We start from the raw sequence: 14,038 nt of genomic DNA, 5'->3' as shown, positions 1-14,038 counted from the left end.
TTCAGCTTGCCGGCGCTTCCCAAGGGGTGCCGCCAGCGCATAGGCACAAATGCGGCACGCTACGCGCCGCCGATCACCCGCCAAGGTTCGCCACAGCCCGCCGAAGTTTTCGGCGGTCACATCAACGAACCAAAGGTGATCTTATGGCCATCCGCCGCAATGCGGAGCTGCCGCCGCGCCTGTTGCGCACACAGGAAGCCGCGCGCTTCCTTGGCATCTCCATCCGCACCCTAGAGAAACATCGGACCTACGGAACGGGGCCGGCTTATCGCAAGATCGGCGGCCGCGTCCTCTACACTATCCGCGACCTTGAAGCCTGGAGCGCGGTCGGCACCCGCAAATCCACGCGCGACAAGAACGCCGGCACGGTCTTTCCCGCGCGCCCGCTGACCCCCGACGAGCGGGGTAAGCTCTGAATGCTGCACGACGATCATAGCCGCGCGCAGCCGACCGACGCCAGCGAACGCAGCCACCTTGACCCCTTCATAGTCGCGACAGGCGACGCCGCGCCGCGCGACCAGCGCGATTTGATGGAACGGCCTTTCTTCTCCCTGGCGAAACGACCGCGCACCACGCCTATCCTTTACCGGGCCGCCGATGTGGAGGTGCAGGTATTCGCCATGCCCGAACACGGCATGGCGACGATTTGGGACGCCGATGTGCTGATATGGGCGGCCTCGCAGGTCGTGGCGGCTGAGAACGACGGCCTCACCACATCGCGCTTCTTCCGCTTCATGCCCTACCAGCTCCTGCGCGCCATAGGCCGGGCAACAGGCAATCGGGAATATCTGTTGCTCAAGGCCGCGCTGGAGCGGCTGCAATCGACCGTCATCGCCACCACGATCCGCAACGGCCGGCATTGGCGGCGGCGGCAATTCTCATGGATCAACGAGTGGGAGGAAATGACGACGCGCGCCGGCCGCGTCGAGGGCATGGAATTTGTCCTGCCCGAATGGTTCTACAACAGCGTCATCGACCGTTCATTGGTGCTCACCATCGACCCGGCCTATTTCCGGCTGACTGGCGGCATCGAGCGTTGGCTATATCGCGTCGCCCGCAAGCACGCCGGACGCCAGCCCGAAGGCTGGGCGTTCGAGGTCTCTCACCTTCACCAGAAATCCGGCAGCGCGGCGCGGCCGTCCGACTTCGCGCTCGACCTGCGCCGGATCGCGACCCGCCAATCGCTGCCCGGCTATCGGCTTCAGATCGAATGGGAGGACGGGCAAGAACTGTTGCGCTTTACCCCTGAAAAACTGTCCACAGTGCCTGTGGACAACCATGTGAATCCTATCGGGACATTAGGCGCACGCAGCATCGGGACATTAGGCGCAAATCGTGCGCCGGACTCTATAGAAGAATCTAACAAAGAATCTAACTCTTCTTTGACGCGCGCGCACGCGATGCATGGTGCCGGTTCTGTCCGGAGGGCCGAGCCATGACCCGTCGCGCCCATCGCAGCGCGCACGGCCGTCCGCTGCCGGACGGACCCGCGCCCTTCACCACGCTTGTTGAATTGACCTTCGATAAGCGCAAGGTCGAGCACTGGATACGGTTCGGCCGCAAGAGCTACGAACAGATCATCGACCGTCGCCGAAGCGTCGTTGGCTTCGCGCCGAACAGCATCTTCGCCTTCGTCCGCTGGGCGGCCGGCGAGCACGGCACGATCATTTCACGCATCGACATCGCGCGGGCCATCGGTCGCGGCGAGCCGTTTCAGACGTTGCCCTTCGTCCGGCCTGGAGGCGACATCCTGTTGCGCCTGGACGGCTGGCCGAAAGTGCAGCGCGGACTTGCCGTCATCGACGCCGTGGAAGCCCTGGGCCTCGACCCGGCAGACATGTCGCCGGACTACTGGCGACACGCGCACAACCGCCTGACTGCCAATCTGGAGCCGAGCGACTACACGCCGGAGCGACATGCGGCATGGATCGGGCGTCGGAGAATCGACCCGTGACGCGCCGCCGCTATGTCGCCGTCACGGCGCTGGCCGTTCTCGGCATCGCCACCGCAAGCGCGGTCGAGACGCCGACGAAACTCATCTGGAACGCCACAGCCAGCGCGCCGGTCGGCTTCTACACCGTCGAGCCGGCCGACCGGATCGCGGTGCCCGAACTGGTCGCCGTCATGCTGCCCGAACGGCTCGCCGCGTTCATGGTAGGGCGCGGCTACGTCGGGCGCGGCGTGCCGCTGTTGAAGCGCGTCGTCGGCCTGCCAGGGCAGCGGGTTTGCCGCACCGGCCCCGCGATCACGGTTGACGGGATCGAGATGGCCGAGGCGCTGGAGCGTGATCGTATCGGCCGCGATCTGCCCGTCTGGCAGGGCTGCCGCACCGTCGCTCCTGGCGAAATCTTCCTGATGAATTGGGAGGTCCGTGACAGCCTCGACGGCCGTTACTTCGGACCCATCCCGGCAAGCTCCGTCATCGGCCGAGCGGTCCCGCTCTGGACCGATGAGGAAGGCGACGGCCGCTACCGATGGCGCGCGCCGACGCACTGACTTCGCGCTTCCCCGACCAACCGCAAGGAGACTGACGATGCCTGCCAATATCTTTGAACCCACCGCCAACGGCTATGCCGGCCGCGTCCGGTTGTTCGGAATCGACGAGGCAATCACGCTCGTCGCCATTGAACCGAGCGACGCCGACAATGCGCCGGCCTACCGCGTCCACCTCGACGACGAGGACGGCCCCGAAATCGGCGGCGGCTGGAAACGTGTCGGCGAACGCGCCGGAGATTACATCGCCCTGGAGATCGACAGCCCGCTTTTCCCCGCGTTGTTTCGCCCGGCGCTGTTCCAGGCCGACGACGACGGACGCATCTTCCGGCTCGCATGGAAGCGGCCGAAGGCGCGCGAGGACCGGAACTGATCGGTGCGCCGTCCTTCCATCCCTTTGTTCGCGGAAAATCCGTCTCATCCTTTCGTCCCGCTCGACGACCGGACGGCCGGCGCGCGCAGCGAAGGTCAAGGGCGACCATCGGCCGGCGCTTCGCGCGCACCCTTTACCGTAGCGAGCACGCTGGCAGGCTGGCGTCATAGCGGCGACAGGAAGCCATGGCGCTATGCCGTCCTGTTGCTGGCCGGCGCACTATCAGTCTGCGCCGGATCGGGCGTCGCGGTCGCGCAATCCGCGTCGGCCGTGCGCCCGGTTGCCGCCGATCCCCATGCCGCGCACATCACCGAGGCGTCGCAGCGGTTCGGCATCCCCGAACACTGGATTCGCGCCGTGCTGCGCGCCGAGAGCGCGGGCGACGTACGGGCGATTTCGTCGGTCGGCGCGATGGGATTGATGCAGGTTATGCCCGACACCTGGGTGGGCCTGCGTGCCCGTCATCGGCTCGGCCGCGATCCCTATCAGCCCCGCGACAACATCCTCGCAGGTACGGCCTATCTGCGCGAGATGTGGGATCGCTATGGCAATATCGTAGCCATGCTTGCTGCTTACAATGCCGGACCTGCGCGCTACGACGAGCACCGTTCCACCGGCCGCCCGTTGCCGGCCGAGACACGCGCCTATGTCGCCACGCTCGCGCCGATCCTTGGCGGCGCCGCTGCATCCGAAGCACCATCCCGGCAGTCCGCGCCGCCGCCTGACTGGCGCGACGCGCCGCTCTTTGTGCTGCGCCCGAGCGGCAGCCGAGCAGCCGCCGCGCCATCATCTGGCACGCAAACCGGCGACGCTCGCGCGACCGTTCCGATGCGCGATCCCGCCGCTACGGAGCCGCAAGACGGCAGCATTTTTGTAGCCCGCGCGAGCGTCGGGGATACGCCATGAAGGTGGCGTTCCCGCGTTCGGCGGCGCTCGTTTCGGTGTGCAGGCAGGCAGGTTTGCGGCTGACTGCATACCGGGCCGGAAGGGCAGAAAGGATCGAAGGAGCGGAGGGCAAGATAAAGGAAACCGGCACTAGGTCGGCCGGATTTCTGAAATTGTTGTTGTCTGCACACTGGTTAGATGGTCCGCGAGCGGCACCACGGTTTTCGATGCCGCGTGCCGCGATCTTGTGCAAAGACTTGGCTTTCTTGGGTTTCGACCGGCACCATGGCCGCCGCACGCCCGATTTCCTTGAGTTCTGGCCGGGGGCGCATCCGTGAGCGCCGACGACGAAAACCGCTTTCGGCCGAAGCCCGGCCGCTTCCGATCCGACGCACGGCCGGGGAAGACCAAGAGCTTTTTCAGCCAGGCCAAGAAGATCGCCCGGCAGCATAGCGCCAGCCCGTCCAGATCGTCGCTGCGTTCAGCGTTGCGCCCAGGCAAAAGCCCGACCGGCAAAAGCGGCAAAGCCTCGCGTTCGACCAAGGGGCCGGGCCTGCAACGCGGGCACGGTGCGGCCTTCGTTCGCGCCCGCACCTTGTCGGGCGGTTGGCGGCACAGCGCGCCCGGAATGCGCCGCGTCGTCGTCAAGACTCGTTACGTCCAGAACGCCGGCCGGAACGGCAAGTCCGCCGCCCATCTGCGCTATATCCAGCGCGACGGCACATCGCGCGACGGCGAGCGCGGCCAGCTCTATTCCGCGACCGAGGACCGCGCTGATGGTCACGCCTTCGTTGAGCGCGGCAAGGAGGATCGGCATCAGTTCCGGTTCATCGTATCGCCGGAGGACGGCGCGGACCTGACCGACCTGACCGCGCACGCGCGCGACCTGATGAAGCAGATCGAGGCCGACCTTGGCACGCGGCTCGATTGGGTTGCGGTCAATCACTACAACACCGGCCATCCCCATGTGCATGTCATAGTCCGGGGCAAGGACGACCTGGGCGAGAATCTTGTCATCAACGGCGACTATCTCGCCAATGGAATCCGCGAGCGTGCCAGCGAGCTAACCACGCTGGAGCTCGGCCCCCTGACCGAGATCGAGCAGAGCCGCAAGCTCTCGGCCGAAGTCGATCAGGACCGTTTCACCCGCATCGACCGGGCGATGACCGAGGAAGCCGACGGCCGATTCCTCGACCTTCGCCATGAGCCGGACGACCATAGGCGTCAGTTCAACCGGACGCTGCGACTGCGCCGTCTCGCCAAGCTGGAGAAGATGGGGCTGGCGACCGAGCACGCGCCGGGCGTTTGGGAATTGAAAGAGCGGATGGAGCCGACGTTGCGCGAGCTGGGCGAGCGCAGCGACATCATTCGCAACATGCACAAGGCGCTAAGGGCCGATGGCCTGGAGCGCGATCCGCTCACCTTCCAAATCCACGATGGGCCGCCGGAGGCGCCCGTCGTCGGGCGCGTCGTCGATAAGTATCTCACCGACGAGCTGGGCGAGAACCTGACCGTCGTGGTGGACGGCGTTGACGGTCGGACCCATCATGTCACCGGTATCGAGCCGGCCCACGTCGAGGATGCTAGGATCGGCAGCATCGTCGAAATAGGTCCGGCCGATACGACACAGCGGCCATCCGACCGGACCATTGCCGCCATCGCCGAGGATGGCGTCTATCGACCGAGCCGTCATCTGGAGCGGGCGAAGTTCGAGGGCCGTGTTCCGGGCGGCGACTACGAGGGTTATGTCGATGCTCATGTGCGCCGGCTGGAGGCGCTACGCCGCGCCGGCATCGTCGAGCGGATCGACGCCGACCAATGGCGCATCCCCGAAGACTTCGAGAGCCGCGCCACGGCCTACGATGCAGGCCGGAATCAGCAGGCCAGCGTTCGTGTGCTTTCGGTGCTCGACCTTGAGAAGCAGATCGGCGCGGACGGCGCGACCTGGCTGGACCGACGACTGGTTACGCCCGACGCATCCGACCTTGCATCGGCCGGCTTCGGCCAACAGGTGCGCGAGGCGATGGAGCAGCGGCGCGAACATCATATTGACCAGGGCAACGCCACACGCCGGCAGGACGGAAGGACCTTCTACCGGCGCAATCTTCTCGCCACGCTACGCGACCGCGAGGTCGCCAGTGTTGGCGCAGAGATGGCCGCGAGCAAGGCGCTGCCGTTCCGCGCCGCCACGGACGGCGAAACCGTCAGCGGCAAGTTCACCGGCACCGTACAGCTAACCAGCGGCAAGTTCGCAGTGGTTGAGCAGAGTCACGAGTTCACGCTTGTCCCATGGCGGCCGGTCATCGACCGCCAGCTCGGCCGTGAGGTGGTGGGCGTCGTCCAGGGCGGCTCGGTGTCGTGGCAGTTGGCGCGGCAAAGGGAGCTAGGCATCTAGTTCAGGGCGTTTCGCGGGCAAACGCGTAGTTAGAGGTTGTGGTTTAGCGTCTTGAGATATGCACAACACATACGCATCCATCTTCCTGATCGGCGGCAACGTTGGGCCTATCGATGGTACTGACGGCGCGTGCGGTTACCTCTCCGAGGGACACTGAAGCGAATGCCTGATATATGGTTCTGACATTTGAGGAGCCTACCAAACAGGGAACGGTCATGACCTTGTCCTGTCCGTTTTCGCAGCAAACTCCTGAACAAGCGTAGCCATCAAATCTGCCGCTGGCATCTCACGCGCCAATGGAGCGCCTTGACCAGCCCATTGGGCGGCGAACTCGAAATTGCCTTTGCGGGCAGCGACAGCGTTGAGTTGCTTGGCTGCATCATAGGCAACTGGATAGTCTGGCGGGACAGGGCTGCCCGCCACTTCGCAATAGTTCATGAAGCGGCTGACGATGCTGCGTGCAGGCCGGCCTGAAACAACGCGCGTCAGCCGTGTGGCAGCGGCCTGCACGCTTTTGAGGTTCTCCCGATAACTGGCATTGGCCGCCGATTCCGGGCACAGGATGAATGCTGTCCCGAGCTGGGCGGCAACCGCACCAAGATCAAGCGCGGCCCGGATACCCGCACCATCCATAATTCCGCCCGCCGCGATCACCGGCAGTCTCGTTCTGCTGACCAGCAGACGGACAAGGACCGACGTGCTGAGCTGCTGGTCCACAGCCTCTGGATCAAACATGCCACGGTGTCCGCCAGCCTCGATGCCCTGCGCGACGATGGCGTCGATGCCGGCCGCCTCCATGGCCTGGGCTTCATGTAAGCTGTTTGCAGTCGCGATCGTCATGACGCCGGCAGCACGCAACGCCGCAATCTTGTCGAGCGCGGGCAGCCCAAAGTGAAAGCTGACAACGGCCGGCCTCGTCTCCAGCAGCATCTGGAATGCTTCATCGTTAGCGACGAAACTGGTGTAGATTTCCTCTATATGTGCTGGAACCTCGGCCTCGAACTCTCGAAAGAGGGGGGCAAGATAGTTCAACCATCTGGCTTCGGTCTCTACGTTCCGCCGGGCTGGTTGATGACAGAACACATTCACATTGAATGGTCGCGCGGTCAGGTCGCGCGTTTCTTCGATCATCTTGCGGGCCTGCGCGACCGTACTCGCCCCAATCCCCAACGAACCTAACCCACCGGCATTCGACACGGCGGCGGCGAGCGCGGGCGTCGAGACGCCTGCCATCGGGGCCTGGATGATGGGATGATCGATCCCCAGGAACTGAATGCAGCCCTTCCCAGCATGTTCAACAGCCATGTCCGTATTCTCCATTCGGCAAACTGGCTTGACGTAATTCACATAAAGAGAATATCATGTAACAGTTATTCCGCAATGGAGAATTTAAATGGACCTCGCCGCCCTGACGGTGTTCCGCGCCGTGGCGCGGGAGCAAAGTGTTACACGCGCTGCCGAATTGCTTGGCCGCGTGCCGTCGAATGTCACTACACGCATCCAGCAGCTTGAGGCCGAAATCGGCGTGCCGCTGTTCCAGCGTGATCGCAAACGCATGGACCTCACGACAGAAGGTCGGACCTATCTCGATTACGTGGAACGCATCCTGAATCTGGCCGAAGAGGCACACCAGGTCGTCAATCCAACCGAGCCGGCCGGAACCTTGCGGGTCGGCACAATGGAATCGACCGCCGCTACCCGGCTTCCCGCGCCGCTTGGGCGTTTCAGCGCCAATTGGCCGAAGGTGGTGATCGACCTGTCCACGGCACCGACCAGACAACTCATCGATGCGGTCCTTGCCCACCGCATCGACTGCGCGCTGATCGCCGTGCCGTCGGGGGATTGGTGGCTCGAACCAGATACGCTCGACAGGATTCCGTTATTTCGTGAGGAACTGGTGCTGCTTCTGCCACCGGGCCATCCCGAAGTCCAACATCCCGAAGATATCCGCCCCCGTGCGCTCGCGGCTTTTGCACCGGGTTGCACGTACCGGATGCTGGCCGAGGAATGGATGACGAGCTTCGGGACGAAACCTGCCACCGTGCAGGTTCAGGAAGTGCGGTCCTATCACGCGATGATTGCCTGCACGGCGGCTGGATCATGCTTCACTGTTCTGCCCCGCAGCGTGCTGGATCTCACGCCGAACGCGGGAGACTTCACGATCAAGCCGTTGATGACAGTGGATACCTGGCTTGCCTGCCGGCCGGGGTTCGCAACACTGGCTTTCTCGGCATTTCGCGACACGATCCACAGCTTTGCCGATATCAGGGACGCTGGCGATGCGCGGTCATGAACGCTCGACCGCGATCGCGGCTGCGCTGGTGCTGGTTATCGGTATGGGCTTCGGTCGCTTCGCTTTCACCGGCCTCTATCCTCTTATGGTCAACGGCGGCCAGATCACCGTCGAGGGAGGTTCCTACGCTGCTTCTGCCAATTATGCCGGCTACCTGATCGGCGCATTATTCGCCGGCGCGCTCAGCGGGATTTCCAGCCGCAAACTATGCACGTTCTCGATGGCAGCAACAGTCGTGACACTTGGGCTGCTGGCACTCGCGATCCCGGAATGGCTGGTTGTGACCGTCCGGGGCTTTGCCGGCGCAGCCAGTGCGATTGCCATGGTCGCAGCCTCCCACTGGCTGATTCATGATCGACACCATCATCAAGGCGCACCTGCCTTGTTCGCTGGTGTTGGCGTCGGGATTCTCGTTTCGGCCGAGATCATTGCCGCAGGTTCCTGGGCGTCCCTTTCAAGCCATGCCCTCTGGCTGTTGCTGGCATTGGTGGCACTCGCAATCGGTCTTGCGACCCTCATTCTCCAGGCGCGCGGGGATTCCTACAAACCTGAGCGCGAGCCATCCTCACATGACAAGGCTGCCGTTCGCACCCCACCGTTTGGTCCGGTTCGGCTCATCGTCATTTATGGGCTTGCAGGTTTCGGGTACATCATCACGGCGACATACCTGCCACTGCTGGTCCGCTCGGCGCTTGCAACGATCGACCCGATCCATATCTGGGCCGTCTTCGGTTCTGGTGCCATTCCGTCATGCTTCCTCTGGCATTCCCTGCATGAACGGTGGGGCACGTCCCGCAGCCTCATGGCGAACCTTGGCATCCAGGCCATTGGCGTCATTCTGCCTGTTATGCATTCTCCATTGGCCTATATCGGTTCTGCGCTGATCGTTGGGGGCACCTTCATGGGGACCGTCACGATTGCCATGCCAGCCGCTCGGCGCGTCGCCAAAAGCCAACGCTTTAACATGCTTGCCATCATGACTGCTGCATACGGCGTCGGTCAGATCATCGGCCCCTTGGTCGCGACCAAGCTCTACGGTGTAACGCAGTCCTTCGATGCCTCTCTTGTCGTTGCGGGCGTCGCACTCGCCATCGCTTCCGCGCTAGCCATGCCCATTGGAAAGCGATCAAAGGGACATGCTAATCCAGCCGGAATTGAGCATCCGCCGAACGAACCGCAGTTAGAAAAAAGCAGCCGGTAGCGAACTGGGTTGCGGCTCGTTCACCAGCGATGCAATTCCTTGACGTCAGGTTTTCTACGTTCGGACAGGGCAACGAATTCTTCTCATCGTGACCGGCTAACGGTCGCTGGTCAGCGGCAAGGTCGCGGCTGTCGAGCATGGCGCCTGACCTTATGATCGCAGGAAGATAGAGGACTCGGACTCTAAGAGAACTTGGGTTTGAGTGTGACGAGGAGCCAATCAACGAACACGCGTACCCGCTGGGAAAGTTGACGGTTGCTGGGATAGAGAACGGAAATGGGTGTCGGGGGTGGTGCAAATTCGCCCAGCACCTCTACGAGGGCACCCGAGCCCAAGTCTTCCTCGAAGCGAGCACGCGGAGCCTGCGCCAGACCGAGCCCCAGACGCGCTGCTCCTGCATTCATATCAGCGCCAGAGACCAAAACACGCGCGGGCAGCGCGACCTCGACGGTCTTTCCATCCACCATGAATTCCAGAGGCATGACGCGGTCGGTGCGTGATGACATGAACCCGATCATCATGTGGCCATCAAGGGCATCCGGCGATAACGGAACGCCGTGCCTTGCCAGATAGTCGGGGCTTGCACAGGTGATTTCCCTCAGGACACCGATCGGTCGCACAATCATGTCGCTATCGGAGAGCTGCCCACTGCGGACGACGCAATCAACACCCTCACGCACGAGATCGACATAGCGCTCGCTTTCTCGGAGGTGGACCGTGAGTAAAGGATGCTGGGTCAAAAAGGTAGGCAGCGAGGGCAACAGCATCGTCCGCGCAAGGTTGCCGGCAACGTCAACCCGCAGCAGGCCAGTCACGGCGCCGCTCGCACTCCTGTCGGCATCTTCGATGTCCGCCAGAATGGCCATGCAACGGCGATAATAGATTTCCCCCTCGACTGTCGGCTGGACATGCCGTGTGGTGCGCTGGAGCAGACGTGTGCCGAGCCGGCGCTCCAACTCCTTGATGGTTGCAGTCGCGACGGGGCGCGAAATGCCGACATCTGCGGCCGCCGCGCTGAAGCTGGCGCGTTCCACGATCCGCACGAATAATTCCATGGAGGACAATCTATCCATGAATATTATTCTGTATGGCAAAACAGTATTAGCGGCAATCGCGATCTAATCTCATTTTGAACATGCATCTATATCGGGATCATCAATCTCAGGAGATCCTTATGACAATGCATGTTCCCATCGCACTGGTTACCGGCGGCAGCCGCGGCTTGGGTCGCGCCACCGTCGAAGCGCTCGCCCATCGCGGCGTCACTTCGATCTTCACCTACAACACGAACAGGTCGGAAGCCGACAAGGTCGTCAGTCTGATCGAGAAGGCTGGCGGCAAGGCCGTGGCGCTTCAGCTCGACACGGGTGATACCGGCAGCTTCGACGCATTCGTCGACAGCGTCCAGCGGACACTACAGATCATCGGCGCCGAGAAATTCGACTACCTCGTCAACAACGCTGGCAATTCGAGCGGCATGGGTTTTCTGAATGCACAGGAAGACGAATTCGATGCCCTCTACAGAATCCATGTTAAGGGCGTGTTCTTCCTCACCCAGAAACTCGCGCCGCTAATCAGGGACGGCGGCCGCATCGTGAATATCTCTTCCGGCCTGACCCGGATCATCATGACGAACCGCGCCGCTTATGCGACGATGAAAGCAGCGGTGGAAACGATGACCAAATACATGGCGTTCGAGCTGGGCGCGCGGCGTATCGCCGTGAACTGCGTTGCGCCCGGCGCCATTGCGACCGATTTCAGCGGCGGTGTGGTGCGCGACAATCCCGACGTCGCCAAGGCTATTGCCGGTATGACCGCTCTCGGTCGGCCAGGGCAACCTGACGACATAGGACCGATGATCGCCTCGCTTCTGTCGGAGGATAATCGCTGGGTAAACGCACAGCGGATCGAGGTTTCTGGCGGAATGCGAATCTGACGGGTTCCCATTTTTCGGTAACAGACCGGCCTGCGTCGAGAGACGGCTGGCCGGGGCCGAGCGGAGCGGTCAACTAAAGGCGCCGCAGATGCTCCGCTGAACATCGTTAGTCGTCGCTCGCCTCTGAAATGAGCCAGTCAACGAAACCGCGAACCAGATTTCCAGGATCGGCTTGACGGGGGATAACCGCGACATAGCCCGTCCTCGGAACTCGGATGTCTGGCAGAGGCGTCATCAGCCTTCCGCTGGCAATGTCGATATCAAGCATGGGAAGCGGGCCGATCCCGATGCCAAGCCCATCTTCCACCGCCTGGCGGGCGACGAAGAAGTGGTCAAAAGTCTGACGCGACAGTCCAGTCAGATGCTGGAGGTCTGCCGCCTCAAGCCAGTTCACCCAATCACCGGGGCGCGTCTCACTAGCAAGCAGCGTATGTCCCTCAACGTCCGCAGGTTTGAGGATTGGGCGCTCAGCGAACAACGCGGGGCTCATGATCAACGTATCCACGTCGTCCAGCACCGGAACGACTTGGTGTTGGGGCCAGATATCATCCCGCGCGACGCCACGCCGGATCGAGAGATCCACGCCGCCGCGCAACTCTTCCTGCACGCAGGACACGGTCGTAACGACGACTTCGACATGCGGGTGATCGGCATGATAGCGACCGAGCCGGGGAATGAGCCAGCGCATCGCGAGGCTGGTCGGGGCGCTCACGCGCAGGATGCGGCGCGCGTTCGGGCGGCCGCAGGCTTCTGCTGCGACCGCCAGACGGTCGAATGAAAGCCCTACTTCCGCTGCAAAGATTTTCGCCGTTGGCGTAGCGACCATCCGGCGACCATCCCGCATGAACAGCTTCTGCCCCAGCCAGCCTTCCAATGCGGCGATCTGTCGGCTCACTGCTCCATGGGTGAGGCCAAGTTCAACTCCTGCCTCGGCATAGCTCCCCGTGCGGGCAGCTACTTCGAATATGCGCAAGGCGTTCAAAGGGGGAAGACGGCGCATCCTGTATCCGTGAGAAAAGAGAACGATATGCGTGAGCAAATCCATACTAGTCGATAAAAGCTCACACGTATACCGTCTAATGAGGAGATGGCCGGACACGGCAAGGCAAACAATATTCCGGGCAGTACAGTGACAGATGAACCGCAGCAGTCGATGGAACACTCAAAAGCGTAGCCTTGTCGGAGCCAGTCTCACACATGCCCTTCATGATGGTTACACGGACTCGCTCTATGCCTTCATACCGGTATGGCAGGCCCAGTTCGGGCTTTCCTATGCAGCGCTCGCGGCTATCCGTGCCCTCTATTACGCGACCATGGGCGGTCTTCAGCTACCTGCCAATCGGCTTCTTCGCGGCTGGTCACCGCGCGCTGCGCTGATCCTCTCGACAGCAATCGCGGCATCCGGCCTGGTGATCATGGCTCTGCCATTGGGACTGGCGGGACTTTGCGTCGGCCTCGTCGTAGCAGGTATTGGGTCGAGCATTCAGCATCCGCGCGCTTCCATGCTTGTCACCGACAGTTATGGGGATGCCGCGCGACGCCCTCTCGGTATCTATAATTTCGCGGGCGATCTTGGAAAGGCGGTGTTGCCGGCGCTCGTTGCGCTACTGCTGACGGTTCTTACCTGGCAACCGGTGCTCGGATTGATGGCGATGCTCGGAATCGTCCTGATCTTCACCTTGGTGCAACTGGTGCCCTCCGTTTCCTCCTCCATGGAAGGTAGAAAGCAGGCCACGATCAGCCGTCAACGCCGCGGCTTCCGTATTCTGACGGTGATTGGCGGCTTCGATACCGCCACCCGCATGGGGTATCTGCTGTTTCTTCCCTTTCTTGTTCAGGGGCGCGGTGGTGGCCTACCGACGGTAGGTGTCGCTCTTGCCCTGCTGTTTGTCGGTGGCGCGTTCGGGAAAGCGGTTTTCGGCGGCCTTGGAGAAAGGCTGGGCGTCGTCAGGACCGTGATGATAGCTGAGGCCACGACAGCCTCGCTGATCGTCGCGACGCTGTTCACGCCACTTCCCTTGACGCTCATCTTGCTGCCGCTGCTCGGCATCGTTCTTAACGGCACATCGTCGGTGCTCTACGGCACCGTGCCTGAACTTTCGGACGGCGATACAGGTCGGGCTTTCGCGATCTTCTATACGAGCGTTATCGGCTCCGGTGGCCTCGCCCCGATCCTTTATGGCGCCATTGCCGATCACAGCTCCCGCACAGTCGGCGTTCTTGCAGCGGCCACCACCGCCGTTCTGATCATTCCACTCGTAATGGCGTTAGGCCGCTACCTGCGAAGCCCGGCAGCCGAGGCCACAAGAGCCGCGTAACTAGTCTGAGGCTCAAAAAACCGGCCGGCTATTGGCTGGCCTCATTCAATCCCTTGAGAAAGGCCAGACAATGAATACTGTTTCGCAGACACCCCTGATGTTGATAACCGGAGGAAGCCGTGGCGTGGGTGCTGCGACTGCGCG

15 protein-coding genes are annotated in these 14,038 nt (G+C 62.4%); 12 read left to right on the top strand and 3 right to left on the bottom strand.

From position 1 onward, the window contains the following. Positions 1-143 precede the first annotated feature (143 nt). The 8 genes from V7082_RS13080 (at position 144) to V7082_RS13045 (ending at position 6,146) form a co-directional block, all read left to right on the top strand. Positions 144-416 carry a helix-turn-helix transcriptional regulator gene (locus V7082_RS13080; protein ID WP_334149202.1) on the top strand — a complete coding sequence of 91 codons (273 nt, stop codon included), beginning with the start codon at positions 144-146 and terminating at the stop codon, positions 414-416. Further along, positions 417-1,439: a replication initiator protein A gene (locus tag V7082_RS13075; protein WP_334149200.1), complete on the top strand. Its 1,023-nt coding sequence runs from the start codon at positions 417-419 to the stop codon at positions 1,437-1,439. Next, positions 1,436-1,954: a DUF2840 domain-containing protein gene (locus V7082_RS13070; protein WP_334149198.1), complete on the top strand. Its 519-nt coding sequence runs from the start codon at positions 1,436-1,438 to the stop codon at positions 1,952-1,954. The genes V7082_RS13075 and V7082_RS13070 overlap by 4 nt, the downstream gene beginning before the upstream one ends. Then, complete coding sequence (locus V7082_RS13065) at positions 1,951-2,496, top strand: S26 family signal peptidase (protein ID WP_334149197.1); 546 nt, start codon at positions 1,951-1,953, stop codon at positions 2,494-2,496. Before V7082_RS13070 ends, V7082_RS13065 begins: the two co-directional genes overlap by 4 nt. Positions 2,497-2,533: 37 nt before the next feature. Continuing rightward, positions 2,534-2,866 carry a DUF736 domain-containing protein gene (locus V7082_RS13060; protein ID WP_334149196.1) on the top strand — a complete coding sequence of 111 codons (333 nt, stop codon included), beginning with the start codon at positions 2,534-2,536 and terminating at the stop codon, positions 2,864-2,866. Positions 2,867-2,869: 3 nt separating this feature from the next. After that, the gene (locus V7082_RS13055) at positions 2,870-3,772 is read left to right on the top strand and encodes a lytic transglycosylase domain-containing protein (protein WP_334149194.1); all 903 of its coding nucleotides are present in this window, start codon (positions 2,870-2,872) and stop codon (positions 3,770-3,772) included. Continuing rightward, entirely contained in the window at positions 3,769-4,089 is a 321-nt protein-coding gene (locus V7082_RS13050) for a hypothetical protein (protein WP_334149192.1), read from the top strand. The genes V7082_RS13055 and V7082_RS13050 overlap by 4 nt, the downstream gene beginning before the upstream one ends. Positions 4,090-4,379: 290 nt before the next feature. Beyond that, a complete protein-coding gene (locus V7082_RS13045; protein WP_334149231.1) occupies positions 4,380-6,146 on the top strand; it encodes a relaxase/mobilization nuclease domain-containing protein in 1,767 nt (588 codons plus the stop codon). Between the two features lie 213 nt (positions 6,147-6,359). Here V7082_RS13045 and V7082_RS13040 read toward each other — a convergent pair whose 3' ends face one another. Next, positions 6,360-7,466 (bottom strand): NAD(P)H-dependent flavin oxidoreductase, encoded by a 1,107-nt coding sequence (locus V7082_RS13040; protein WP_334149190.1) that lies wholly within the window; start codon positions 7,464-7,466, stop codon positions 6,360-6,362. A 73-nt stretch (positions 7,467-7,539) separates the two neighbouring features. On the opposite strand from V7082_RS13040, the gene V7082_RS13035 reads away from it, so the two are divergent. Next, positions 7,540-8,439, top strand: a complete 900-nt coding sequence (locus V7082_RS13035; RefSeq protein WP_334149189.1) for a LysR family transcriptional regulator — start codon at positions 7,540-7,542, stop codon at positions 8,437-8,439. Then, positions 8,426-9,640, top strand: coding sequence for a YbfB/YjiJ family MFS transporter (locus tag V7082_RS13030; RefSeq protein WP_334149187.1), 1,215 nt, complete (start codon positions 8,426-8,428; stop codon positions 9,638-9,640). The genes V7082_RS13035 and V7082_RS13030 overlap by 14 nt, the downstream gene beginning before the upstream one ends. A gap of 182 nt (positions 9,641-9,822) precedes the next feature. On the opposite strand, the gene V7082_RS13025 is transcribed toward V7082_RS13030, so the two are convergent. After that, entirely contained in the window at positions 9,823-10,713 is an 891-nt protein-coding gene (locus tag V7082_RS13025) for a LysR family transcriptional regulator (protein WP_334149186.1), read from the bottom strand. A 101-nt stretch (positions 10,714-10,814) separates the two neighbouring features. Between V7082_RS13025 and V7082_RS13020 the strand changes: the two genes are divergently transcribed. Further along, positions 10,815-11,576, top strand: a complete 762-nt coding sequence (locus V7082_RS13020) for an SDR family NAD(P)-dependent oxidoreductase (protein ID WP_334149184.1) — start codon at positions 10,815-10,817, stop codon at positions 11,574-11,576. A 106-nt stretch (positions 11,577-11,682) separates the two neighbouring features. Here the strand turns inward: V7082_RS13020 and V7082_RS13015 are convergent, their stop codons facing one another. After that, a complete protein-coding gene (locus tag V7082_RS13015) occupies positions 11,683-12,621 on the bottom strand; it encodes a LysR substrate-binding domain-containing protein (RefSeq protein ID WP_334149182.1) in 939 nt (312 codons plus the stop codon). 91 nt (positions 12,622-12,712) lie between these two features. On the opposite strand from V7082_RS13015, the gene V7082_RS13010 reads away from it, so the two are divergent. Then, positions 12,713-13,894, top strand: coding sequence for an MFS transporter (locus V7082_RS13010; RefSeq protein WP_334149180.1), 1,182 nt, complete (start codon positions 12,713-12,715; stop codon positions 13,892-13,894). Positions 13,895-14,038 lie beyond the last annotated feature (144 nt).

Source organism: Hyphomicrobium sp. (genome assembly GCF_036833075.1).
GTDB lineage: Bacteria > Pseudomonadota > Alphaproteobacteria > Rhizobiales > Hyphomicrobiaceae > Hyphomicrobium_C.
The sequence above is the reverse complement of the archived record's forward strand: the minus strand, read 5'-3'. Positions and strand labels throughout refer to the sequence as shown.